This window comes from Nocardiopsis sp. EMB25 (assembly GCF_026797795.1).
Lineage (GTDB): Bacteria > Actinomycetota > Actinomycetes > Streptosporangiales > Streptosporangiaceae > Nocardiopsis > Nocardiopsis lucentensis.
Genome location: NZ_JAMTDN010000001.1, coordinates 71,001 through 95,656, shown reverse-complemented (window position 1 = coordinate 95,656; position 24,656 = coordinate 71,001). Strand labels below are relative to the sequence as shown.

Below are 24,656 nucleotides of genomic sequence, written 5' to 3'. Positions count from 1 at the left end.
GGCTACCTCTTCCCCGCCTGCGCGGAGGCCGCCCGGACACGCCTGGTCCGGGCCCGGTCACGGTGGGCCCACGGTGTGAGCCGACGCTGAGCCAGAACGAGTACGGCGTCGGTCACCAGCGCCAGCGCGACGGTGAGCAGGATGCCGGTGACGATGGGCGCGTCGAACTGGCGCCGGAACCCTTCCGTGAGGATCAGCTGGCCCAGTCCGCCCAACCCGACGAGGGAGGCGACGCTGACCATGCTGATGGTGGCCACGGAGGCGACCCGTAGCCCGGCGATGATCACCGGGACCGCCACCGGCAACTCCACGGACACCAGTCGGCGCAACGGCCCGAAGCCCATCGCGACCGCCGCCTGACGCACGTGGTCGGGTACCTGCCGCAACCCGTCCACGACGTTGGGCAACAGGATGACCAGGGTGTACAGCGCCAGCGGGACGATCGCCGTCCACTCACTGAACCCGGTGTAGGGCAGCATGAGGAAGAACAGCGCGATCGAGGGCACCGCGTACAGCACGTTCACACCGGTCAGCACCGGCGGATAGAGCCGCCTCCACCGCGCGCACGCCAGCCCCAGGGGCAGGGCCAGCGCCAGCCCGATACCGATCGACACGTACGACAACCGCATGTGCTGGACCAGCCTCGGTCGGATACCGCGGTCGGGTTCACCCGGTCGGCTCCAGTTGTCGACGCCCCACTGGGCGACGCCCGTGACCCAGTCCCAGGCGGCGGCCCCCGCGTGCGCCGCCTCGGCCGCGCTCACTCGGTCACCGACCAGATCGCCGTGCCCAGGTCGTCCTGCGAGACCACGCCGACCACGCGTCCGTCCTCGTCCACACCGACCGCCCTGCCCGCCGGGGAGAGCACCGCCGCGTCCAGGGCGGCTCGCAGCGAGTCGGTGCCGATGTTGAAGGTGTGGCCGTAGGGCGCCAGATCGAGGTCGCCGAGCGGGACCCCGGCGGGCACCCGGGAGAGGTGGTCGGTGCCGACCCAGCCCAGGGGCATGCGCTCGGCGCTGACCACCAGCACCCACGGGCTGCCGTGGCCCGCGGCGATGTCGCGCGCGTCCTCGGCCCGGGTCTGGTCGTCGAACACGGTGTCCTCGTGCGGGGACAGGTCGCGCGCGGGGAAGAAGGACAGGCGGCGCACGCCCCGGTCGTAGCCGATGAAGGACTCGACGAACGCGTCGGCGGGCTCGGCGAGCAGGCGTTCGGGGGCGGCGTACTGCGCGAGCACGCCTCCCGGCCGGAAGACGGCGATGCGGTCGCCCAGCCGGACGGCCTCGTCGATGTCGTGCGTGACGAACACGATGGTCTTGTGCAGCTCCTGCTGGAGGCGCAGGAGTTCGTCCTGGAGGGTGGTCCGCACGACGGGGTCGACGGCGCTGAACGGCTCGTCCATGAGCAGGATCGGCGGATCGGCCGCCAGGGCTCGGGCGACGCCCACGCGCTGCTGCTGCCCGCCGGAGAGCTGGTGCGGGTAGCGGCGGGCCTGGGCCGGTTCGAGTCCGACGAGTTCCATCAGCTCGGCGGCGCGCGCCCGCGCCCTCGCCCTGCGCCAGCCCAGGAGCAGGGGCACGGTGGCGATGTTGTCCAGGACGGTGCGGTGCGGGAAGAGGCCCGCCTGCTGGATGACGTAGCCGATGGACCTGCGCAGCACGGCGGGGTCCTGGCGCCGGATGTCCTCGCCGTCGATCCGGATGGTCCCTCCGGTGGTCTCGACCATCCGGTTGATCATCCGCAGCGACGTGGTCTTGCCGCTGCCGGAGGGACCGACGAACACGGTGGTCGCCCCGGTCTCGACGGTCAGGTCCAGGTCGGCGACGGCGACCGTGCCGTCGGGGTAGTGCTTGCTGGCACCCTCGAACGTGATCATCGGCCGGGCTGCCTCCATTCGGGGGCGGGTGGTGGTCGGAGGCGTACGCAGGATCGCACGCTACCCAGGCGAAGGTAGATCAAACGGACGACACGCCGGACCGCTTCGGACACCTGTGCGACGTGAGATGTCCGACGCCGCGCACCGGAATGCGCGCTCAGGTCCGCTCAGCGGCCCAGTCGGCGAGCTGGTGGAGGTCGTCGGCGACGGTGTCGGCCCTTCGCGCCTCGGGGGTGGCGGCGTGCCGGTAGCCGTACAGACCGCGCCGCAGCAGGGCGGCGCGCATCCCGGCCGCGCGCGCGGGCAGGACGTCGTTGTCGACGCGGTCGCCGACGTACAGGATCTCGTCCGCGCCGATCCCGGGCCGGGCCGCGTCGGCGAGCTTGAGGACACGGTCGAAGAAGGCGGGGTCGGGCTTGCTCACGCCCCAGTCGTCGGAGATGCCGATGCCGTCGACGCCGAGGTCCATGGCGGCCAGCGCCGGTCCGGCCTCGGGGGGCTGGTTCCCGGCGATGACGAGGGACAGACCGGCCCGGCGCATGGTGTCGAACGCCGGGCGCACGTCGGGGTACAGGTCGCGTTCGCCGAAGTGCTCGCGCTCGCCCCCGGGGTCCTCGGCGCGCCAGCGCGCGCTCTCGGCCGCCAGGTCGAATCCGGGCACGACCAGATCGAACGCGTCGGTCAGAGTACCGCCCGAGGCGATGACACCGCCGATGGTGCCGAAGAACGCCATGTGCGGGACTCCGAGGCGGTCGGCCCAGCGAGCGAAGATCCGCGTCTCGTCGACCAGCGTCTCGCCGACGTCGAACACCACAGTACGAATTGCCACGGACAGGGAGTGTACAAGGCGTGCCGGACCACGGTCGTGTTTGTTCTGGTCCTCCGCTTCGCTTTGGCCCGCCCGTCGCCCGCCACCACCCTCAACGGACTGTGAGGATGTGTGGTGGCTTCTCCAACGGGCTCTGACCCACCAACGGACTGACGCCCTCAGCGACTGTCTCGCAGACGATCTGTCGACCCGTACGGGGAAACCACCGCACACGACCGGACGGGCATGTGACCTCATAGGAGCTTGGCCCAACAAGCCCCACCACAGTCTTGTCCGCCCGCCCGGCCGACGCGTGCCACCCCACCGGAACCAACGACAGGACAGCGGTAACCAGCATGACCGATCAAGCCCTGAAAGTCACAGCGGGCGTGGACACCCACCACGACACCCACCACGCCGCCGTCATCGACCACCTGGGCCGCCACCTGGCCGACAAGGAGTTCGACGCCACCGGCACCGGCTACCAACAACTGCTCACCTGGCTGGACTCCTTCGGCCCCCTGGCCGCCATCGGCGTGGAGGGCACCGGTTCCTACGGCGCTGAACTCGCCCGCACCCTGACCCGCACCGGCCTGAGGGTCGTGGAGGTCGACCGCCCCGACCGCAAGACACGCCGGTCCAAGGGCAAGTCCGACCCCATCGACGCCTACGCCGCCGCCCAAGCAGTGGCCTCCGGCCGGGCCAGCGGCACCCCCAAGACCCGCGACGGCGCTGTGGAGTCCATCCGCGCCCTGCGCGTGGCACGCCGCTCAGCGGTCAAAGCCCGCACCCAGGCCCTCAACCAGCTCCACCAGTTGCTGGTCACCGCTCCCGAACAGCTCCGCTCGACGCTGCGCGGGCTCTCACCCAAGGCCCTGGTCCAGGCGTGCGCCCGGCTGCGGCCCGGGCCGGACCTGGCCGACCCGACCCAGGCGACCAAGGCCGCGCTGCGCCGCCTGGCCAAGCGAATCGGTGCCCTGGACGAGGAGATCACCGAGCTCGACACCCACCTCAAGCCCCTGACTACCCAGACCGCTCCTGGCCTGCTGAACCTCAAGGGGGTGGGCCCCGAGGTGGCCGGGCAGCTACTGGCCACCGCCGGGGACAACCCCGACCGGCTGCGTTCGGAGGCGGCCTTCGCCCACCTGTGCGGGGCCGCACCGATCCCGGCCTCCTCCGGCAGGCGGGACCGGCACCGGCTCAACCGGGGCGGTGACCGGGCCGCCAACCACGCGCTGCACACCATCGTGCTGACCCGGATGAGCTGCGACGGGCGCACCCGCGCCTACGTCGAACGCCGCACCCGCGATGGGCTGTCCACGAAGGAGATCATGCGCTGCCTCAAACGCTATGTGGCCCGCGAGGTCTATCCCGTCCTGATGCGGTCGATCCGCACCACCAGCACCGTCTGCGGCACCCCACGCAAAGACCTCACCCAAGCCGTTTGACACCCATAGGAGCATCGCCTGCGGCGCAGTCCCATCCACAAGAACCCTGCCAGCGCCCGAACGAAACCCCCAGGGGTAACTGTTCCAGGAAACAGACCCGTGTTCGGGGCCTCAGCCGCGTTCGGGCGGGCGCAGGACGGCGAAGGCGTCGGTGATCTCCAGTTCGCGGGCGCGGAACCGGAAGAGCGCGGCGGGGCGCCCGCCCGAACGGCCGGAGGGGACGGATCGGCCGGTCTCCTCGATCTGGCCGCGCCGCAGCAGGACGCGGCGCAGGTTCGTGGCGGCCACGTCGTAGCCGAGGGCCGCCCGGTAGTAGCCCGACAGCTCCGACATCGTGAACTCCGGTGGCGCCAGGGCGAAGCCCACGTTGGTGTAGCCCAGTTTGGCGCGTAGTCGCAGCCGCCCGGAGCGGACGATGGCGGCGTGGTCGAAGGCCATCGGTGGCAGATCGGCGGCCGGGTGCCAGCCGGTGTCCTCGGGCACGACGGGGTCGATGTGGGCGGGGACCAGGCCGAGGTAGGCGGTGGCGAGTGTCCGGCGGCGGGGATGCCGGGTGGGGTCGCTGCGGGTCTCCAGCTGTTCGAGGTGGGCCAGGTCGCGCACGTCCACCTTCTGCGCGAGTTGGCGCCGGATGGAGGAGCCCAGGCTCTCGTCCGGGCCCAGCCTGCCGCCGGGCAGCGACCACTCGCCCTCGCACGGCGGCAGTGCCCGCCGCCACAGCAGGACGCACAGCTCTCCGGCGCGAATCTGCAGGACGACGGCCAGGGCCTCGTGAGCGGAGAGCGGTTCGCTCTCCTCCGTACCACGCGTGGCCACCTGTCCGTTTCCTTTAAGGATGTCCACCCTGTCCCTTCCGTTCCACGCCATGTTAAGCTGAATCAGGTTTGTGCCTGACAGGCTAAAACCTGTCCACCAGCACCGACCACCACTGGCACGGAGCCCGTACGACGTGCCCACAGCCTCAAGGAAGTAGTAGGACATGGCACCGGTCACCGCCACGGCGGACACCATGACCAGGCAGGAATGGGCCGCCGAGGTCCGCCGCCTGGCGGACGAGCGCGACGCCGTCATCCTCGCGCACAACTACCAGCGCCCGGAAATCCAGGACGTCGCCCACCACACCGGCGACTCGCTGGCCCTCTCCCGCCTGGCCGCGAACGTCGACGCCAGCACCATTGTCTTCTGTGGCGTGCACTTCATGGCCGAGACCGCGAAGATTCTCGCCCCCGAGAAGACGATCCTGCTGCCCGACCCCAACGCCGGGTGCTCCCTCGCCGACACCATCACCGCCGAGGACGTGCGCGCCTGGAAGGCCGAGCACCCGGGCGCGGTCGTCGTCGCCTACGTCAACACCACCGCGGCGGTCAAGGCCGAGACCGACATCTGCTGCACCTCCTCCAACGCCGCCGACGTCATCCGGTCCATCCCCGAGGACCAGGAGATCCTCTTCCTCCCCGACCAGTTCCTGGGCGCCCACGTCAAGCGCGTCACCGGCCGGGACAACATCCACGTGTGGATGGGCGAGTGCCACGTGCACGCCGGGATCGACGGCCACACCCTGCGCGAGCGGGTCGCGGCCGAACCCGACGCCGAGGTCTACGTCCACCCCGAGTGCGGCTGCGCCACCTCCGCCCTCTACCTCGTGGGCAGCGGCGCCGTCCCGGAGGACCGCGTCAAGGTGCTCTCCACCGGCGGCATGCTCACCGCAGCGGAGAACACCACCGCCAAGAAGGTGCTCATCGCGACCGAGACCGGAATGCTGCACCAGCTGCGCAACGCCAACGCGACCACCGAGTTCGAGCCGGTCAACAACCGCGCCGAGTGCCACTACATGAAGATGATCGACGCCGACAAGCTCCTCGGCTCGCTGCGCCACGGCACGACCGAGATCACCGTCGACGCCGAGACCTCCGAGCGCGCCCGCCGTTCCGTCGAGCGGATGATCGCCATCGGATCCCCCTCCCGAGGCGGCGAGTAGCGGTCGGTTCCGGAACCCGACCGCTCCGTGACCGGCCCGGAACCGCACCGGGCCGGTCACGTCCCCGTCCGCGATAACAGAACCCTCACCTTCATGGCGAAGGTCACCGAAACGCCCGCGCCGCGCGCCTGCCCCCGCTACCGTCTCGGGTGAAGCGGGGGGAGAATCGTGACCAGAGGCATCGAAAGCGACGAACCAACCCCGGAGGCGGTCGAGCAGCTCTACGACGCCTTCGCACCGGCCCTGTACCGGTACGCCTGGTCTCTGCTGGGCGGCGGGGCCGATCCGAACCACGCCACCGAACCGGTGGGCGGCACCGCCTCCAGGGAGGCCGCCGACCGTGTCGCCGAGGCCGTGCACGACGGCCTGGTCGCCAGTGTGGTCCTGGCCGACGAGCTCGCCGACCCCGCGGACCGGGGCCCCTGGCTCTACGCCCTGGTCCGCTCAGCCTGCCAGCGCCGCGGCTTCGCCCTCACCTGCCCCTACACCCGCCTGGCCACGATGCCCGCCGAGGCACCCGCGGCACGCATGTTCGCGCGACTGCCCGCCAGCCACCGGGAACTCGTCGAACTCAACCTGCGCCACGCGCTGCCGGTCTCGGCCATCGCCCGCATCCTCGGCCTGGACACCCAGCTGTGCGGCGAACTGTCCCGTTCCGCGATCCGCCGCGCCGCCGACGGGCTGTCCGACCTCGACGGGAACGACGGTGAAAGGCCCGACTCACCGGCCGCCACGTGGCGCGCCCGGGTCCAGGAGGTGTCCTTCACCTTGGCGCTGCTGCGCCCGCCGGGGCCTCCCCCGGGCCTGCGCGACCTGGTCGTGCGCACCTGCGTGGACCCCGACCACGCGGAGCGGCGCGAGCGAATCGGCGCGGCCATGCACCCGCTCACCAGCGACGGGTACCCGGTACACCGCGCCCGCGCCAGCGAGGACGTCGAGGAACCCGCCCCGGAGCCCGCCGAGCCCGCAGCCGAACAACTGCCGCGCGCCCTGCCCGGAGACCGTGTCACCACCCGTGACCACCCGGTCCGCGCCGAGACGACCACACCGCTGCCCGGGCCGTCGACCGCCCCGGGCGCCGAAGACGACGGCGCCTCCCCGCGCCGATGGCCGCTGCCCGCCGTCTCCGGGGTGATCACGGTGGTCCTCGCGGTCGCCCTGTGGTGGTGGGCCAGCGCGCTCGGCGCTCCCTCCACGATCATCGGCACCGACAACGCCGACGCCGAGCGCAGCCCCATGACCCAAGACCTGGAGGCGGCATCCACCACCTCGGACGGCAGACCGGTCGCGGAACCGGACACGGGCGCCCCCGACCAGGCGCACGACCCCCAGAGCGGCCACCAGAGGGGAGACGACGCGGCGCCGTCCGGGCACCCCACGAAGGAGCCGGTGCGAGGGACCGAGCAGAGCGATCCGCCCCCGCAGGCGCCCTCCCCCTCGCCCTCGGAGGCACCGAGTTCACCCTCACCGGAGGAGTCGGGGGGTACGCAGGACGAGGACCCCTCGCAGAACCCGGAGGACGAGAGCACCCCCGTCCCCGACGGCGAGAAGTCCGAGGACGGGTTGTTCGACGGGCTGCTGGACTTCCTCTTCGGCGACGGCTGAGCCCCGCCGGTTCCCGAACCCGGTCAGAACGGGGCGAGCAGGTGCTCGGCGGCCGTGTGCAGGCGCCGCTCGACCTCATCGACGTCACGGCGGCCCTTGAGGATCTCCACCAGTTCGAAGATCCACACGCTGGTCAGCGAACCGACCAGGACGTACCCGACCTCGTCGCGGTCGACCGGTGCTTGGCCGTCGCCACCCTCGACCGGCTCCTCGGCGGGCGCGACCCCCTCCAGGTCGCCCGTGGCCACGCGCCACACCAGGTCGGAGATACGTGTGTCGAGCTCGATCTTGACCTCGGCCATGATGAGCGACCGGACGAGCGCGTCGGCCAGTTCCGGCTCGCGCATCAGGCCCCGGGTGGCGCGCAGCAGGACGTCGACCGCGCGACCCGCGGGGGTGTCCGCGGTGGGCGGACGGCGGACGATACCGCCCTCCAGCAGGTCGAGCTCCTCGGTGACCACCGCGACGACGAGGTCCATCTTGGAGGGGAAGTAACGGTAGAGGGTGCCGAGGGCGACCCCGGCACGCTCGGCCACCGAGCGCATCTGCATGGCGTCGACGCCGCCGCGCACGGCCAGGGCCGCGGCGGTCTGCACGATGCGCTTGCGGCGCTGGGTCTGACTTCGCGACATGGTTCCAGTCGGCGCCTGCACCGCCACAGGGTCTCTCCCGTTCGTCATCAGTCGCGCGCCGTCCGCCGGCCGCGCCGCCGTTCGTGGAGCCGGCGCCCGCTCTGGGCTCCGACCGAGAACACGTTATCTAAGGATTTCCCGTTCGTGGAGTGCTTCGAACCCATGATCCTCGCCTCATTGCCCGACGTGGCAGTAGCAATACGAAGAGATGGACAGGGTTTTCGGATCCCTCGATCGCATTTGTAGAATATGTTCTATTTGCCGCCGATGTGACAGTCCGACACCTCCCGGACACACCACTCCACCATCTCCCTCCACCCGAACCCCGCGCGCCCCCGCCCGGGGCGCCCACCCCTAGAATCGAATCAGATTCGGTTTCTAGTGGAGAGGTCGCCCCGAGCATGAACGACGTCCCCCCGGTCGAAGACCTCGGCAACGGCGTGTGGAGCCTACCGGTACCCATCCCCCACAGCCCCCTCGGCGCCACCCTCGTCTACCTGGTCGAAGGCGACCGAGGCCCCGTGCTCGTGGACACCGGATGGAACCACGACGACTCCTGGGACGGACTCGTCCAGGGCGTCAAACAGACCGGACACGCGGTCGAGGACATCCGCGGCGCCGTCCTCACCCACTTCCACCCCGACCACTCCGGACTCACCGCCCGTCTGCGCGCCTCCTCCGACGCCTGGATCGCGATGCACCCCGCCGACATCGCCGTCACCGAACAGCTGGCCGCCACCGGCGCGCGCGAACGCGCCGACTCCGTGGCCGAGCAGTTCCGCGCCGCCGGGTTCCCCGACGAGGACGTCGACGCCTTCCTCGCCGACCCCCACGTGATCGACCCCTCCGCTCTACCCGACCTCGCCCTGGACGACGGCGCGGCCGTCGACCTGCCCGGCCGCGACCTACGCACCCTGTGGACCCCCGGGCACACACCCGGGCACCTGTGCCTGCGCCTGGCCGACGCCGACATGCTCTTCACCGGCGACCACGTCCTGCCCGGCATCACCCCGCACGTGGGCCACTTCCCCCTGGACACACCCGCCGGGGACCCGCTCGGCGACTTCCTGACCTCCCAGCGAACCGTCGGTGCCCTCCCCGGGGCCGACCGTCTGCTGTGCCTTCCCTCACACGAGCGGCGGTTCACCGGCCTGCCCGACCGCACCGCGACGATCGTCGCCCACCACGAGGAGCGCCTCGACGCGATGACCGCGCTCCTGGACGAGGGGCCCGCCACCCTGTGGGAACTCACCTCGCGCCTGCGCTGGAAGCGTCCCTGGCAGGACATGCGTCTCCTGGCCCGCCACATGGCCGCCGCCGAGACCGCCGCCCACCTGCGCACCCTTGAGGAACGGGGCCGCGCCGCCCGACACGGAACCGACGACCGTCCCCGATGGGTCGCCGTCACCGGCCAGGCGAGCCACACATAGGATCCCTTACCAACCAGCCCGGCACCGATCCGCACAAAACTCCCGAGTAACATATGGGACGCCTGTTCACCGGCGAGCACGCGCGCCCACACCGGGACGCCCCGCCATCGAAGGCTGCCCGACGGCGCGACGGCGACCGGGCCCGCGACCCAACGAAGAGGTGGACTCTTGACCCAGTCGGGCACCAGCACGGGACCGAACCCGCACCCGTCCGGCGACCGCCCCCTCCGCGTCGCACTGCTGTCCTACCGCAGTAAGGAACACTGCGGCGGCCAGGGCGTGTACGTGCGCCACCTCTCGCGGGAACTGGCCGCCCTCGGACACGAGGTCACCGTGTTCTCCGGCCAGCCCTACCCCGTGCTGGACGAGGGCGTCACCCTGGAACGGGTCCCCTCCCTCGACCTCTACAACGACGTCAACCCGTTCACCGCACCTCCCGTGCGCGAGTGGCGCGACTGGATCGACGTCCTGGAGGTCGCCACCATGTGGACCGCGGGCTTTCCGGAACCGCTCACCTTCTCCCTGCGCGCCAACCGTGAACTGCGCCGCCGCCTCACCGACTTCGACGTCGTCCACGACAACCAGACCCTCGGCTGGGGCCTGCTCGGCATCAAGTCCGCCGGGCTCCCCCTGGTCACCACCATCCACCACCCCATCAGCGTCGACCGCCGCATCGAACTCGACGAGGCCCGGGGACTCCAGAAACTCTCCAAACGCCGCTGGTACGGGTTCGTCGCCATGCAGGCCAAGGTCGCGCGCAAGCTCGACCCGATCCTCGTCCCCTCCCGCTCCTCCGCCGACGACATCGCGCGCGAGTTCGGCGTCGACCCCGCCGCCATGGAGGTCACCCCCCTCGGTGTGGACACCCGCTACTTCCACCCCCGCCCCGACACCGAACGGGTACCCGGCCGCATCGTGTGCACCGCCAGCGCCGACAGCCCCCTCAAGGGTGTGGCCACCCTGCTGCGCGCCGCCGCCAAACTCGCCACCGAGCGCGACGTGCGGCTGACCATCGTCAGCAAGCCCAAGCCCGGCGGCCCCACCGACCGCCTCGTCGACGAGCTGAGCCTGCGCGACCGCGTCGAGTTCGTCAGCGGCATCGACGACACCGCCCTCGCCGAACTCATCGCCAGCGCCCAGGTGGCCGTCGTCCCCTCCTTCTACGAGGGCTTCTCCCTGCCCGCCGTCGAGGCCATGGCCTGCGCCACCCCCCTCGTCGCCAGCCGCGCCGGAGCCCTGCCCGAGGTCGTGGGCACCGACGGCGACGCCGGACGCCTCGTCCCCCCGGGCGACCCCGAGGTCCTGGCGAGCGAACTCGCCGCCCTCCTGGACGACGACCAGGAGCGCGCACGCATGGGCGCCGCCGCCTGGCGGCGCGTCCAGGAGCGGTTCACGTGGCGGGCCGTCGCCGAACTCACGGCCCAGCGCTACGCCTCCACCATCGACGCTGTCAGGGGCTCTGGCCGGGGACCCGCGCACACCACGCCTGACCGCGCATCACACCTGTAGGGAGCCTCCACTGATCACCGTCGACTTCAACCTGTTCCCCGTCGGCCCGGGTAAGCGCGTACTCGACCTGGGCTGCGGCGGCGGCCGCCACGCCTTCGAGATCTACCGCCGCGGCGCCGACGTCGTCGCCTTCGACCAGAACGTCAGCGACCTGGCCGAGGTCGAGACGATGTTCGCCGCCATGCGTACCGAGGGTGAGGCCCCCGAGGGAGCCACCGCGGAGACGGTCAAGGGCGACGCCCTCGACATGCCCTTCGACGACGCCAGCTTCGACCGGGTCGTGGCCGCCGAGATCTTCGAGCACATCCCGCACGACACCGCCGCCATGAAGGAGCTCTTCCGGGTGCTGCGGCCCGGGGGGATCGCCGCCGTCACCGTGCCGAGCTTCCTGCCCGAGCGGCTGTGCTGGGCGCTGTCGGAGGAGTACCACACCAACGAAGGCGGTCACATCCGCATCTACACGCGCGCCGAGCTGGAGGCCAAGCTCAAGGCCACCGGTTTCGAGATCGGCCCGCACCACCACGCGCACGCGCTGCACTCGCCCTACTGGTGGATCAAGTGCGCCGTGGGCACGTCCAATGACGACCACCCGGCGGCCAAGGCCTACCACGACCTCCTGGTGTGGGACATGCTCCAGGCCCCGAAGGTGACCCGCGTCGCCGAACGCCTGCTCAATCCGGTCATCGGCAAGAGCGTCGTCGTGTACGTGCGCAAGCCGTGATGCGCACCGAACTCGCCCTCCCCGATGTCCTGACCGCCGACCAGGTCCTGCGCTCGGCCGCCTACCTGGTCCGCGCCCAGGAGCCCGACGGCGCGATCCCCTGGTTCCCCGGCGGCCACACCGACGTGTGGGACCACGTCGAGTGCGCCATGGCACTGACCGTCACCGGACGGACCGTGCCCGAGCACGCCGAGGCGGCCCGCCGCGCCTACCTGTGGCTGGCGAAGACCCGGCACCCCGACGGGGGCTGGCCCGCCAAGCTCCGCCAGGGCGCGCCCGCCACAGCCCTGCGCGAGGCCAACCACGCCGCCTATCCGGCGGTCGGCCTCCTCCACCACCTCCTGGTCACCGGGAACGTGGCGTTCGCCGAGCGCACCTGGCCGGTGGTGGAGAGCGGGCTGGGGTTCGTGCTGGACCTGCGGGGCGAGCACGGGGAGATCATGTGGGCGCGTTCGGAGGACGGTTCCCCGGGCGACCACGCGCTGCTCACGGTGTGCTCGAGCGTCTACCACGCCCTGCGCTGCGGCGCCGCCCTGGGCGCCCGGCTGGGACACGAGCGGCCGGAGTGGGAGGCCGCCGCCGACCGGCTGGAGACGCTCATCAACGAGCGCGAGGACCTGTTCGCGGACCGGGAGCGGTTCTCGATGGACTGGTTCTACCCGATCCTCAGCGGGGCCGTGCGCGGTGTGGCCGCCAAGGAGCGCCTCCAGGAGCGGTGGGACCGGTTCGTCGTCCCGGGCCTGGGTGTGCGATGCGTGAGCGACCAGCCGTGGGTGACCGCCGCGGAGTCCTCGGAGCTGGTCCTGGCGCTGGCCGCCATGGGCGAGCGCGAGGCCGGGGAACGTGTGCTCAAGGACGTTCAGCACTTGAGGGACGCCGATGACGGCGTCTACTGGACCGGTTACCAGTTCGCCGAGGACGTGCGCTGGCCGATCGAGCGCAGCACGTGGACCTCGGCCGCGGTGATCCTGGCCGTGGACGCCCTGACCGGCGCGACCGGCGGTTCACGGGTCTTCCTGCACACCTGGGACGAGGCGTAGGGCGCCGGGCCAACGGCCCCGGACACGAGAGGGCCCCGCACCACCCGCGTCGGTGGTGCGGGGCCCGTCCGTCATCCGCTACCGCGGTCGCCCCCTGGGAAGAACGGGTTCTCCGGGTCCTCCGGTTCGGTCGTGTCCCCGGGGTCGCCCGGTTCCGGGTCGGTGGGCTGCTCCGGGTTCCCCGGGTCGGGCACCTCGGGGACCTCCGGGATCTCGGGCTGCTCCGGGATCTCCGGAACCTCCGGGACCTCCGGCGTGGTGGGTCCCTCGTCGACCGGGGCCTCGGGGGCCTCGGGCGTCACCTGGGGCGCCCAGTACTCGTTGTCCCCGCCGAAGGCCGGGTCCGGGAAGGACGCGGGCTCGTAGTTCTCCATCACCGCCGTCATGTAGCTCTTCCAGATCTGCGACGGCAGGCCCGTGCTGGAGATGCTCTGTCCGGGGATGGTGAAACCGCGGTTGGCGTCGTTGTACACCCCGACGGCCGTCGACAGCTGCGGCGTGTACCCCACGAACCAGGCCGCGGCGGTGCCGCCGTTGACCTCGTCCCTGACGGTCCCCGTCTTGCCCGCGACGGGGTGGTCCGGGTCCCACAGGTTCGCGTTCTGGCCGGTCCCGTTGTTGGCCACGCTCTCCAGGACGTAGGTGAGGTCCGCGGCGGTGGACTCGGAGAGGGCCCGGTTGCTCTCCACCTCCGGGCGTTCGTTCTCACCCTCGCGGTTGACGATCTCCCGGACCACGTGCGCCTCGACGTGCGTCCCGCCGTTGGCGAAGGTCGCGTACCCGCTGGCCTGGTCGACCGGCCGGACGCTGCTCGGTCCCAGTGCCATGACCGGGACGAGCTGGTTGTCGAGGATGCTGCCCTCCGGCAGCCCCGCGGCGTAGGCGGTGTCGCGGATCTCCTCGAAACCCACCTCCTGGGCGAGGTTGATGTACCCGAGGTTGTTGGAGACCTCGGTCGCCTGGCGCAGCGTCATGATGCCGCCGGGAGAGTTGCCCGCGTTCTGGATCGAGGCGCCGTTGATGACCTGCGGCCCGCGCCCGTCCACGGTGGAGTTGAAACTGTGGCCCTGCTCCAGCGCGGTGGCCAGCACGTACGGCTTGAACGCCGACCCTGCCTGCGCCGTGCCCAGGAACGAGCTGTCGTACTGGTTGGCGTTGTAGTCGTGCCCGCCGAAGAAGGCCAGGACCTCGCCGGTCGCCGGGTCCACGGTGCTCAGCCCGATGTTGATGCCCTCGGGGAGCTCCTCCTGCGACACCTTCTCGTCGACGGCCGTGTAGGCGGCCTCCATCATGTCCTGGTCGAACGTGGTGACGATCCGGTAGCCCTGCCGGTTGACCATGTCCTCGGTGTAGCCGAGCCGTTCGAGCTCGCTCATCGTCTCCTGGAACATGTAGCCCCGGTAGCCGCTGAGGTCCGTGGTCTGACGCTCCGGCTCGGGGGCCGGGAACTCCATCGCGTCGGCCTCGGCCTGGGTGATCGCCCCGGTGGTGACCATGCCGTTGACGACGTACTGCCAGCGCTGCTCCATCTCGGGCGTGGTCTCCACGTCGGCCTGACCGAAGGGGGTCGGCTGCTGGATGGCGGCGGCCAGGAAGGCGGCCTCCTCCGGCGTGAGCTCGTCGACGCCCTTGTGGTAGTAGGCCTCCGCCGCGGCCTGGATCCCGTACGCCTGGCGGCCGAAGTAGATGGTGTTGAGATACTGCTGCATCACCCACTCCTTCGACTCGCTCTGGTCGATCTTGATGGCGATGATGATCTCTTGGATCTTCCGCGCGATCGTCCTGTCGTTGGAGACGCCCTCGAAGTAGTTGCGCACCATCTGCTGGGTGACGGTGGAACCGCCCTGGACCTGCTGGCCGGTGACGGTCGACCAGACCGCACGCGTGGTACCGCGCACGGAGACGCCCGGCTCGGTCCAAAAGCCCCGGTCCTCGGCCGAGATGACGGCCTCCACCACGTGGTCGCCGCCGGCGGTCATCTCGTCGTAGGAGATGATCTCCCGGGCGACGCCGCGCTCGGCGAACACGGTCTCACCGTCGGAGAAGTAGAAGGTCGAGCCCTCGTCGACGGCGTCGGCCTGGGCCGCGTCGGGGACTTCCACCGTGGTGTAGAAGTAGGCGAACACGCCGCATCCGGCGATGACGCCGACCCCGATCAGCACGAGGCAGACGCGGAGGATCCGCCACCACAGCGGGGCCTTCCTGCCCTTCTTCCCCTTCTTCCCCTTCTCGCCCTTCGCTGCTTCGACCTTGGTCTCGGTCACGACCGCCCCGGTGGCGGCCTCAGCGGCGGCCCCGGTGGTCTGCCCCTGCTCCGGTCCTTGGCCCGGGTTCGGGGCCGGGACGGGTGCCGGAGCAGGAGTCTGGTCCTCTGTCTGACTCTGGTCCTGGTCCTGGTCCTGGGACACGATGTCGGACAGCCGCTGGGGGGTCGGCCACATCGACTCGTCCTTGTCGGCCGGTTCGTCCACCGGCTGGAAGGGCTGCGTCGCGGGACCGTTCTCGGCCGTGTTCTCCTCGGCGGCGGGGGAAGCCTCGGAGGTGGCCTGCTCCGCGGGTGCGGAAACCGTCGCGGCCGCCGTGCCCTCCGTCGACTGGGTGTCGTCGGCGTTCTCGGAGGAGGCAGCGTGGTCGTCGGAGGGCGCGGCCTCGGCGGGATGGGGCGCGGCCGGCGTGTCCGGAGAGGCGGCGTCAGCGTCAGCCTCGGCATCACCCTCGGGAGAGGTCACCGGGTCGTTGCCGCCACTGGCGGTGGACGGCGCGCCCTCCCCTTCGGAGGTCTCCGGGGAGTCAGTGTCCTCGGGCTCCTCTCTGTTGCCGAAACCCCGGTCCTCCAGGTGTTGGGCCACCCGGTCACGCAGGAAGGAGCCGCTGGTCTTGAAGACGCCCGGATCCGGCTGGATCAGCTCCTCGGAGGGTTGGTCCCCGTCCGCGGTGGGTACGCCACTCTCGGAAGTCGCGTCAGTGGGCAGTTCTTCGGAAGAGGTGTTGGTGTCCGGCATCTCAGTCTCAGGACGCTGCCCATCCGCCCCGCCGTCGCCGTGTGTGCTCTCGCTCAGTTCCCCGCCCCCATGGCAAATCACGTCCGGCACGGTGCCGTCCTGATATTTGACGCGCCTGTGCCCCGGATCGGTTCGGTAAGAATCAGGACTGAAGCGGTGACTCGGGGAATACCGCCACGTTCGCTCAACCCTCTCCCACACGATACCGGGGCGTAACAGCGTGATCGTCGGTCAGCCGAGCCAGCTGGAACTTCTTACCAAAGGCTTAACGTCTGGACCGGCGTGTCACAGCGCACGTTCGAGGACACGCATGGAGCCGACCACACGAACCTCCTTGAACGCACCCGAGTCGAGGGCGCGGCAGTAGATGTTGTAGGGGGGTCGGCCGCCGTCCGCGGGGTCGGGGAAGACGTCGTGGATCACGAGTGCCCCGCCCGGAGCGACGTGCGGGCTCCAGGACGCGTAGTCGGTCTGGGCCGCCTCCTCACTGTGACCGCCGTCGATGAAGAGCATCCCGAGTGGGGCGCCCCATACGGCGGCGATGTCGGCTGAGGGACCGACCAGCGCGATGACCTCGTCGTCGAGTCCGGCCTGGGTGATCGTGCGCCGAAAGTGCGGGAGGGTGTCGAACTTCCCCGTGACCTCGTCCACGAGGGTGGCGTCGTGGTACTCCCAACCCACCTGGTGCTCCTCGGACCCCCGGTGGTGGTCCACGGTGTACGCCTTCCGCCCCGTCTGCCGTGCGGCGGCACCGAGGAAGATGGTGGATTTGCCACAGTAGGTGCCGATCTCCACGATCGGGCCGAGATGTGCGTAGGCAAGCGCGGCCTCGTACAGGGCGGTGCCTTCGTCGGTGGGCATGAAGCCCTTGGCCGCCTCAGCGGCTGCCAGGAGTTCAGCGGGAATCGTCGTCATGGGTCGATTCTCCCAGCCCCGGGGCGAGCCCCCTCCCCCGGCCGGGCGTTCCGGGCACCCCGTTCACGAACGCACAAACCCCGGCACACAAAAAAAGGGGGCCGCCCACCAAGGACGACCCCCCAAGAAAAACCGTGGCAGCGACCTACTCTCCCACCCCACCACAGGGCAGTACCATCAGCGCACAAGGACTTAACGACCGGGTTCGGAAAGTTACCGGGTGTAACCCCTCTGCCATAACCACCACGGAAACCCAACACCACCACAACCCCCACCCCCACAAAGGGAACCAAGGAGCCACAGCGGAAAACCGTGTGAAACAGTATGCGCGAACACCCAATTATCTGCAGCGGACAAGCCCTCGACCTATTAGTACCGGTCAGCTCCACCCCTCACAAGGCTTCCACACCCGGCCTATCAACCCTATCGTCTCTAGGGAGTCTTACCCTCTCAAAGGAGGCAGGAGACCTCATCTCGAAGCAAGCTTCCCGCTTAGATGCTTTCAGCGGTTATCCCTCCCGAACGTAGCCAACCAGCCATGCCCTTGGCAGGACAACTGGCACACCAGAGGTTCGTCCGTCCCGGTCCTCTCGTACTAGGGACAGCCCTTCTCAAGTCTCCAACGCGCACAGCGGATAGGGACCGAACTGTCTCACGACGTTCTAAACCCAGCTCGCGTGCCGCTTTAATGGGCGAACAGCCCAACCCTTGGGACCAACTCCAGCCCCAGGATGCGACGAGCCGACATCGAGGTGCCAAACCATCCCGTCGATACGGACTCTTGGGGAAGATCAGCCTGTTATCCCCGGGGTACCTTTTAGCCGTTGAGCGACACCGCTTCCACACGCCGGTGCCGGATCACTAGTCCCAGCTTTCGCTCCTGCTCGACACGTCCGTCTCACAGTCAAGCTCCCTTGTGCACTTACACTCAACACCTGATTACCAACCAGGCTGAGGGAACCTTTGGGCGCCTCCGTTACTCTTTAGGAGGCAACCGCCCCAGTTAAACTACCCACCAGACACTGTCCCCGAACCGGATCACGGTCCAAAGTTAGATGCCCGAAACAGTCAGAGTGGTATTTCACCAACGCCTCCACCGCCACTAGCGTGACAGCTTCACCGGCTCCCACCTATCCTACACAAACCATCCCAAACACCAATGTCAAGCTATAGTGAAGGTCCCGGGGTCTTTCCGTCCTGCTGCGCGAAACGAGCATCTTTACTCGTAGTGCAATTTCACCGGGCCCATGGTTGAGACAGTGGGGAAGTCGTTACGCCATTCGTGCAGGTCGGAACTTACCCGACAAGGAATTTCGCTACCTTAGGATGGTTATAGTTACCACCGCCGTTTACTGGCGCTTAGATTCCCAGCTTCGCGGGCCGAAACCCACTAACCAGTCCTCTTAACGTTCCAGCACCGGGCAGGCGTCAGTCCGTATACAGCGTCTTACGACTTCGCACGGACCTGTGTTTTTAATAAACAGTCGCTTCCCCCCGCTATCTGCGACCCCACCCAGCTCCGACCGAAAAGATCTTCACCAGACAGGGCTCCCCTTCTCCCAAAGTTACGGGGACAATTTGCCGAGTTCCTTAACCATGGTTCACCCGAACGCCTCGGTATTCTCTACCTGACCACCTGCGTCGGTTTAGGGTACTGGCCACACACGAACTCGCTAGAGGCTTTTCTCGACAGCATGGGATCACTCACTTCACCAAAAACGGCTCGGCATCACGTCTCAGCCACACGGTGCGCGGATTTACCAACACACCAGCCTACACGCTTACCCCCGGACAACCACCGCCGGGTAGAGCTACCCTCCTGCGTCACCCCATCACTTACCTACTACAACATCGGTTCCCAGACCAGAAAACCCAAGCTCCCCGAAGGGACCCTAGGCATCCAGCGTGGTTAGCATCCGTCGCCTCGATACTGGACGCTCGTGCACGGGTACGGGAATATCAACCCGTTATCCATCGACTACGCCTGTCGGCCTCGCCTTAGGTCCAGACTCACCCTGGGCGGATTAACCTGCCCCAGGAACCCTTAGTCAATCGGCGGCAACGTTTCTCACGTTGCTTTCGCTACTCATGCCTGCATTCTCACTCGCACACCCTCCACCACACGATCACTCGGCAGCTTCACCGGATGCACGACGCTCCCCTACCAACCCAGCCAAACGACTGGGCTCCACAGCTTCGGCGGTGTGCTTTAGCCCCGCTACATTATCGGCGCAGAACCACTTGACCAGTGAGCTATTACGCACTCTTTAAAGGATGGCTGCTTCTAAGCCAACCTCCTGGTTGTCTCAGCAACTCCACAACCTTTCCCACTTAGCACACGCTTAGGGGCCTTAGCTGATGATCTGGGCTGTTTCCCTCTCGACTACGAAGCTTATCCCCCGCAGTCTCACTGCCGCGCTTCACTTCACCGGCATTCGGAGTTTGTCTGACGTCAGTAACCTTGTCGGGCCCATCAGCCAAACAGTAGCTCTACCTCCAGCAAGAAACACGCGACGCTGCACCTAAATGCATTTCGGGGAGAACCAGCTATCACGGAGTTTGATTGGCCTTTCACCCCTACCCACACCTCATCCCCCAGGTTTTCAACCCTGGTGGGTTCGGGCCTCCACGAGGTCTTACCCCCGCTTCACCCTGGACATGGGTAGATCACTCCGCTTCGGGTCCACAGCATGCGACTCAACGCCCTCTTCAGACTCGGTTTCCCTACGGCTACCCCACCCGGGTTAACCTCGCCACACACCATGACTCGCAGGCTCATTCTTCAAAAGGCACGCCATCACCAACCCGAAAGTCAGCTCTGACGGCTTGACAGCACACGGTTTCAGGTACTATTTCACGACCCCTCACCGGGGCACTTTTCACCTTTCCCTCACGGTACTAGTGCACTATCGGTCACCAGGACGTATTTTGGCTTAGCAGGTGGTCCTGCCAGATTCACACGGAATTCCTCGGGCTCCGCGCTACTCGGGAGAACATCAACACCTAACCAACGACTTCATCTACGGGACTCTCACCCACTACGGTGCTGCTTCCCAACAGCTTCAACTATCGTCGATATCAGCGCTCCAGGCCGGCAGACCTGAAAAGATGCACCCCACAACCCCGCACACGCAACGACTGCCGTCTATCACACGCGCACGGTTTAGCCTCTTCCCCGTTCGCTCACCACTACTCAGGGAATCACTGTTGTTTACTCTTCCTACGGGTACTGAGATGTTTCACTTCCCCGCGTCACCACCAACTGCCCTATACATTCAGACAGCGGCAACCCGACACAACTCGGGCTAGGTTTCCCCATTCGGACACCCACGGATCAAAGCTCGGTTGACAACTCCCCGTGGACTATCGCGGCCTCCCACGTCCTTCATCGGCGCCTGGTGCCAAGGCATCCACCGTATGCCACTATCACTTGGCCACTACAGATAACAAGATGCTCGCGCACACTATTCACAAATCAAAACACCAACCGCATACCCAAACACCACTCACACCAGAAGCAAGAAGACTCATCGTCTCCCACCACCAGAACAAGAGTTCTCCGGGGCGGTCCGCGGGAACCAACCCAAGGGTTGCTTCCTCAGACACCCAACAGCGCGCCCCCGGGCGCTTCTAGTCGCCCGGGGCAAAGTTCGATTCTCATCTAAGCCACTCCCAACCGGTTCCACCAAGGGAACCCGGCGGGTCCACTTTCGAGTCCGACCAGCACATAGGAAAAACGCTGGTCTGTGAAAGACTCCTTAGAAAGGAGGTGATCCAGCCGCACCTTCCGGTACGGCTACCTTGTTACGACTTCGTCCCAATCGCCAGCCCCACCTTCACTCATTCCCTCCCACAAGGGGTTGGGCCACAAGTTTCGGGTGTTGCCGACTTTCATGACGTGACGGGCGGTGTGTACAAGGCCCGGGAACGTATTCACCGCGGCGTTGCTGATCCGCGATTACTAGCGACTCCACCTTCATGGGGTCGAGTTGCAGACCCCAATCCGAACTGAGACCGGCTTTTAGGGATTCGCTCCACCTCACGGTATCGCACGCCCATTGTACCGGCCATTGTAGCATGTTTGCAGCCCAAGACATAAGGGGCATGATGACTTGACGTCGTCCCCACCTTCCTCCGAGTTGACCCCGGCAGTCTCCCATGAGTCCCCACCATTACGTGCTGGCAACATGGAACAAGGGTTGCGCTCGTTGCGGGACTTAACCCAACATCTCACGACACGAGCTGACGACAGCCATGCACCACCTGTCACCCACCAACTAAATGACCCCACATCTCTGCAGGTCCACGGGTGATGTCAAACCTTGGTAAGGTTCTTCGCGTTGCGTCGAATTAAGCAACATGCTCCGCCGCTTGTGCGGGCCCCCGTCAATTCCTTTGAGTTTTAGCCTTGCGGCCGTACTCCCCAGGCGGGGCGCTTAATGCGTTAGCTACGGCGCGGAAACCGTGGAAAGTCCCCACACCTAGCGCCCAACGTTTACGGCATGGACTACCAGGGTATCTAATCCTGTTCGCTCCCCATGCTTTCGCTCCTCAGCGTCAGGTAAGGCCCAGAGACCCGCCTTCGCCACCGGTGTTCCTCCTGATATCTGCGCATTTCACCGCTACACCAGGAATTCCAGTCTCCCCTACCTACCTCTAGCATGCCCGTATCCACTGCAGAACCGGAGTTAAGCTCCGGTCTTTCACAGCAGACGCGACACGCCGCCTACGAGCTCTTTACGCCCAATAATTCCGGACAACGCTCGGACCCTACGTATTACCGCGGCTGCTGGCACGTAGTTAGCCGGTCCTTATTCCCCACCTACCGTCAACCCCGGGAGAACCCGGAGCCTGCGTTGGTGGTAAAAGAGGTTTACAACCCGAAGGCCGTCATCCCCCACGCGGCGTCGCTGCGTCAGGCTTTCGCCCATTGCGCAATATTCCCCACTGCTGCCTCCCGCAGGAGTCTGGGCCGTGTCTCAGTCCCAGTGTGGCCGGTCGCCCTCTCAGGCCGGCTACCCGTAATCGCCTTGGTAGGCCGTTACCCCACCAACAAGCTGATAGGCCGCGAGCCCATCCCTGACCGAAAAACTTTCCACCCTCCACCATGAGGTGGTGGGTCGTATCCGGTATTAGACGGCGTTTCCACCGCTTATCCCGGAGTCAGGGGCAGGTTGCTCACGTGTTACTCACCCGTTCGCCGCTCGTGTACCCCGAAGGGCCTTACCGCTCGACTTGCATGTGTTAAGCACGCCGCCAGCGTTCGTCCTGAGCCAGGATCAAACTCTCCATAAAGGTCACTCAACCCTGCCCGACCACCTGAAAGGGGTCTGGGCGGGTAAACCTAGAAGTAATCCTGACCAACCACTCTCGTGGTTAATCAAAGGAACCCTTCACACCGAACACGTGGTTCGTGTGTGACGGGGCCAAAACAAACATGGCTTAAAGAAAATCAAACACGCGCTGTTGAGTTCTCAAGAAGCAACCGCTCTTCCCGTACAAGCCCCGGACGGTGTGTCCGGTCGCTCTTCCGTGGAAGGCGTCTGCGTTTCCGCTTTGTTGTGTCTTTACTTTATCAGGTGTTCCGTGTCCCGCCAAATCGGCGGTTTCGGATCAACCGAACGGGGTAAAGCACCCGTTTTGCTTCATTCACCCTAGCGGACGGATTCGCCCGTTCGGGTTGGTGAAGCGGCTCCCCGAGCTTACCCGCTCCAAGCATGTGCTCGGACCGGTTCGATCGGGAGGAGGTCTGTGAGCCGCGGCCCGGTTCCGAGTCGACTGATCGCCGCTCGCCGTCCCGCGAAGACTTGCCGAGTCTAGACAATGGGCCCGGAAGCGTCAACTCCATCTGTTTGGTGGAGGGTAACCCCCGCCATCGGATGTCCCGCGTCGATCCTCATCCTGGCGACCGGTTCACGGACTAGCGGCGCCTCCGGGCGAGTCGATCCTCTTTCGAGGACCGGCTGTCTGTGACCTGGACCATGTCCAGGCAAGATCCATCCTCCCCAGCTCACCCCAGACTCAAACCCCCCGATCCCAGATTCCTCATGGGAACCCTCCATCCCCCGCGACAGCACGGACCCGGGGCGGTCCAGAGACTCCCAAGCCCCTGAACCGCCCCGGGTCCGTTCACGTGCGGCGCGCTCCGCACACCCGTCGTCGACCGTGCGGGAGGCACGCGCCTCAGATCATCTCGGCCAGCTCACGCGCCAGCTTCCGGAACGCGATCCCCCGGTGGCTGATCGCGTTCTTCTCCTCCGGGGACATCTCCGCGGTGGTCCTGGTGTGTCCCTCCGGGGCGAACACCGGGTCGTAGCCGAACCCGTGGTCCCCGCGCCGTTCCCGCAGGAGTCGGCCGCGCAGCACCCCCTCGGCCACCACCTCGACCCCGTCCGGCATCACCAGCGCCGCGGCGCACACGAACCGTGCGCCCCTGCGCTCGGCGGGGGTATCGGCGAGCTGGTCGAGCACCAGGTCCAGGTTCGCGCGGTCCTGGTCCTTCTCCCCGAACCGCCCCGACCACCGTGCCGACAGCACCCCGGGCATGCCCTTGAGCTCGTCGACACTCAGTCCCGAGTCGTCCGCCACCGCGGGAAGACCCGTGTGCGCGGCGATGGCGCGGGCCTTGAGCAGCGCGTTGCCCGTGAAGGTCGGCTCGGTCTCGGGGACCTCCGGAGCGTCCGGGAAGGAGTCGAGCGCCAGCACCTGGGCCTCGACGCCCGCCTCGGCCAGGATGGCCCGCATCTCCGGGACCTTCTTGGCGTTGCGGGTGGCCAGTACGATCCGCACCTCTCCGCCTCCTCCGGGCACGCTCCCGATCCGCCTGCCGATGCCGCCTCGCGTCGAACCGGTGGGATGGGCCGTGTGAGCCGTGGTCACTCCGCCAACGCCTTCTTCTGGATCGCGGTCAGCTCCTCGCAGCCGCTGACCGCGAGATCGAGCAGGGAGTCCAGGAGTTCCCGGTCGAAGGGGGCGCCCTCGGCGGTGCCCTGCACCTCGACGAACTTGCCCTCACCCGTGACGACGACGTTCATGTCGGTCTGGGCGACCGAGTCCTCCAGGTAGTTCAGGTCCAGTCGGGGCTGGCCCTGCACCACGCCGACGCTCACCGCGGACAGCGAGCCGGTGAGCGGGTTGTTCTTCAGCTTGCGGCGCTTGCGCAGCCACTTCATCGCGTCGGCCATGGCCACGTAGGCGCCGGTGATCGCCGCGGTCCGGGTTCCGCCGTCCGCCTGGAGAACGTCGCAGTCCAGGGTGATGGTGTGCTCGCCCATCGCCTTGAAGTCCACGACGGCGCGCAGGGAGCGGCCGACGAGGCGGGAGATCTCGTGCGTGCGGCCGCCGATCTTGCCGCGGACGGACTCACGGGCGCCCCGGGTGTCGGTGGAGCGGGGAAGCATCGCGTACTCGGCGGTGACCCAGCCCTCGCCGGTCCCCCGACGCCACCGGGGGACACCGTCCTCGACGGTGGCCGCGCACAGGACTCTGGTGTCACCGAACTCGATGAGTGCGGAACCCTCCGCGTGGCGGAGCCAGTTGCGGGTGATGGTCACGGGTCGGAGTTGGGTCGGAACGCGTCCGTCAGGTCGAGCCATGGAAAGAGCGTATATCCGTGGAGTGTCCATCGGTACGGGAGCCGCGAAGTGTCCGCCTCGGCGAAGGGCGCGCCCTTTGCCGTCCTTCGGCGGTCTT

Annotated in this window: 16 protein-coding genes and 3 rRNA genes; 7 read left to right on the top strand and 12 right to left on the bottom strand. The window is 67.7% G+C overall.

The annotated features are described in order from the left end of the window. Positions 1-2 precede the first annotated feature (2 nt). The 3 genes from KIK06_RS00435 to KIK06_RS00425 form a co-directional block, all read right to left on the bottom strand. Positions 3-764: an ABC transporter permease gene (locus tag KIK06_RS00435; RefSeq protein WP_268641454.1), complete on the bottom strand. Its 762-nt coding sequence runs from the start codon at positions 762-764 to the stop codon at positions 3-5. Beyond that, complete coding sequence (locus tag KIK06_RS00430) at positions 761-1,876, bottom strand: ABC transporter ATP-binding protein (RefSeq protein WP_268641453.1); 1,116 nt, start codon at positions 1,874-1,876, stop codon at positions 761-763. Before KIK06_RS00430 ends, KIK06_RS00435 begins: the two co-directional genes overlap by 4 nt. Positions 1,877-2,033: 157 nt before the next feature. Then, positions 2,034-2,705 carry an HAD family hydrolase gene (locus tag KIK06_RS00425; RefSeq protein WP_268641452.1) on the bottom strand — a complete coding sequence of 224 codons (672 nt, stop codon included), beginning with the start codon at positions 2,703-2,705 and terminating at the stop codon, positions 2,034-2,036. Positions 2,706-3,040: 335 nt separating this feature from the next. Here KIK06_RS00425 and KIK06_RS00420 point away from each other — a divergent pair, with 335 nt between their 5' ends. Beyond that, entirely contained in the window at positions 3,041-4,132 is a 1,092-nt protein-coding gene (locus KIK06_RS00420) for an IS110 family transposase (RefSeq protein WP_268641451.1), read from the top strand. A gap of 111 nt (positions 4,133-4,243) precedes the next feature. Here KIK06_RS00420 and KIK06_RS00415 read toward each other — a convergent pair whose 3' ends face one another. Further along, complete coding sequence (locus tag KIK06_RS00415) at positions 4,244-4,975, bottom strand: NUDIX hydrolase (RefSeq protein ID WP_026128207.1); 732 nt, start codon at positions 4,973-4,975, stop codon at positions 4,244-4,246. Between the two features lie 136 nt (positions 4,976-5,111). Between KIK06_RS00415 and nadA the strand changes: the two genes are divergently transcribed. Then, a complete protein-coding gene (nadA, locus tag KIK06_RS00410; protein WP_268641450.1) occupies positions 5,112-6,110 on the top strand; it encodes a quinolinate synthase NadA in 999 nt (332 codons plus the stop codon). 168 nt (positions 6,111-6,278) lie between these two features. Further along, complete coding sequence (locus KIK06_RS00405; protein WP_268641448.1) at positions 6,279-7,715, top strand: RNA polymerase sigma factor; 1,437 nt, start codon at positions 6,279-6,281, stop codon at positions 7,713-7,715. 23 nt (positions 7,716-7,738) lie between these two features. Here KIK06_RS00405 and KIK06_RS00400 read toward each other — a convergent pair whose 3' ends face one another. Beyond that, complete coding sequence (locus tag KIK06_RS00400) at positions 7,739-8,374, bottom strand: TetR family transcriptional regulator (protein ID WP_268645815.1); 636 nt, start codon at positions 8,372-8,374, stop codon at positions 7,739-7,741. Positions 8,375-8,748: 374 nt separating this feature from the next. Between KIK06_RS00400 and KIK06_RS00395 the strand changes: the two genes are divergently transcribed. The 4 genes from KIK06_RS00395 to KIK06_RS00380 all read left to right on the top strand — a co-directional run bounded on the left by KIK06_RS00395 (position 8,749) and on the right by KIK06_RS00380 (position 13,047). Then, positions 8,749-9,777 (top strand): MBL fold metallo-hydrolase, encoded by a 1,029-nt coding sequence (locus KIK06_RS00395; RefSeq protein WP_268641447.1) that lies wholly within the window; start codon positions 8,749-8,751, stop codon positions 9,775-9,777. Between the two features lie 168 nt (positions 9,778-9,945). Next, positions 9,946-11,286, top strand: coding sequence for a glycosyltransferase family 4 protein (locus KIK06_RS00390; protein ID WP_017601931.1), 1,341 nt, complete (start codon positions 9,946-9,948; stop codon positions 11,284-11,286). A gap of 67 nt (positions 11,287-11,353) precedes the next feature. Beyond that, entirely contained in the window at positions 11,354-12,007 is a 654-nt protein-coding gene (locus tag KIK06_RS00385; protein ID WP_442789812.1) for a methyltransferase domain-containing protein, read from the top strand. Continuing rightward, a complete protein-coding gene (locus KIK06_RS00380; RefSeq protein ID WP_268641445.1) occupies positions 12,007-13,047 on the top strand; it encodes a prenyltransferase in 1,041 nt (346 codons plus the stop codon). Before KIK06_RS00385 ends, KIK06_RS00380 begins: the two co-directional genes overlap by 1 nt. A gap of 71 nt (positions 13,048-13,118) precedes the next feature. On the opposite strand, the gene KIK06_RS00375 is transcribed toward KIK06_RS00380, so the two are convergent. The 7 genes from KIK06_RS00375 to rph form a co-directional block, all read right to left on the bottom strand. After that, positions 13,119-16,049, bottom strand: coding sequence for a transglycosylase domain-containing protein (locus KIK06_RS00375; protein ID WP_442789730.1), 2,931 nt, complete (start codon positions 16,047-16,049; stop codon positions 13,119-13,121). A gap of 285 nt (positions 16,050-16,334) precedes the next feature. Then, positions 16,335-16,964, bottom strand: a complete 630-nt coding sequence (locus tag KIK06_RS00370) for a class I SAM-dependent methyltransferase (RefSeq protein ID WP_268641443.1) — start codon at positions 16,962-16,964, stop codon at positions 16,335-16,337. A 132-nt stretch (positions 16,965-17,096) separates the two neighbouring features. Continuing rightward, positions 17,097-17,212: ribosomal RNA gene (gene rrf / locus KIK06_RS00365) — 5S ribosomal RNA — on the bottom strand. Between the two features lie 100 nt (positions 17,213-17,312). Beyond that, positions 17,313-20,401 (bottom strand): 23S ribosomal RNA (locus KIK06_RS00360). A 325-nt stretch (positions 20,402-20,726) separates the two neighbouring features. Continuing rightward, positions 20,727-22,259 (bottom strand): 16S ribosomal RNA (locus tag KIK06_RS00355). Together the 16S, 23S and 5S rRNA genes form the textbook arrangement of a ribosomal RNA operon. Before the next feature lie 888 nt (positions 22,260-23,147). Continuing rightward, positions 23,148-23,753, bottom strand: a complete 606-nt coding sequence (gene rdgB, locus KIK06_RS00350; protein ID WP_026127901.1) for an RdgB/HAM1 family non-canonical purine NTP pyrophosphatase — start codon at positions 23,751-23,753, stop codon at positions 23,148-23,150. 86 nt (positions 23,754-23,839) lie between these two features. Further along, positions 23,840-24,559: a ribonuclease PH gene (gene rph / locus KIK06_RS00345; RefSeq protein ID WP_083924268.1), complete on the bottom strand. Its 720-nt coding sequence runs from the start codon at positions 24,557-24,559 to the stop codon at positions 23,840-23,842. Positions 24,560-24,656: the final 97 nt, after the last annotated feature.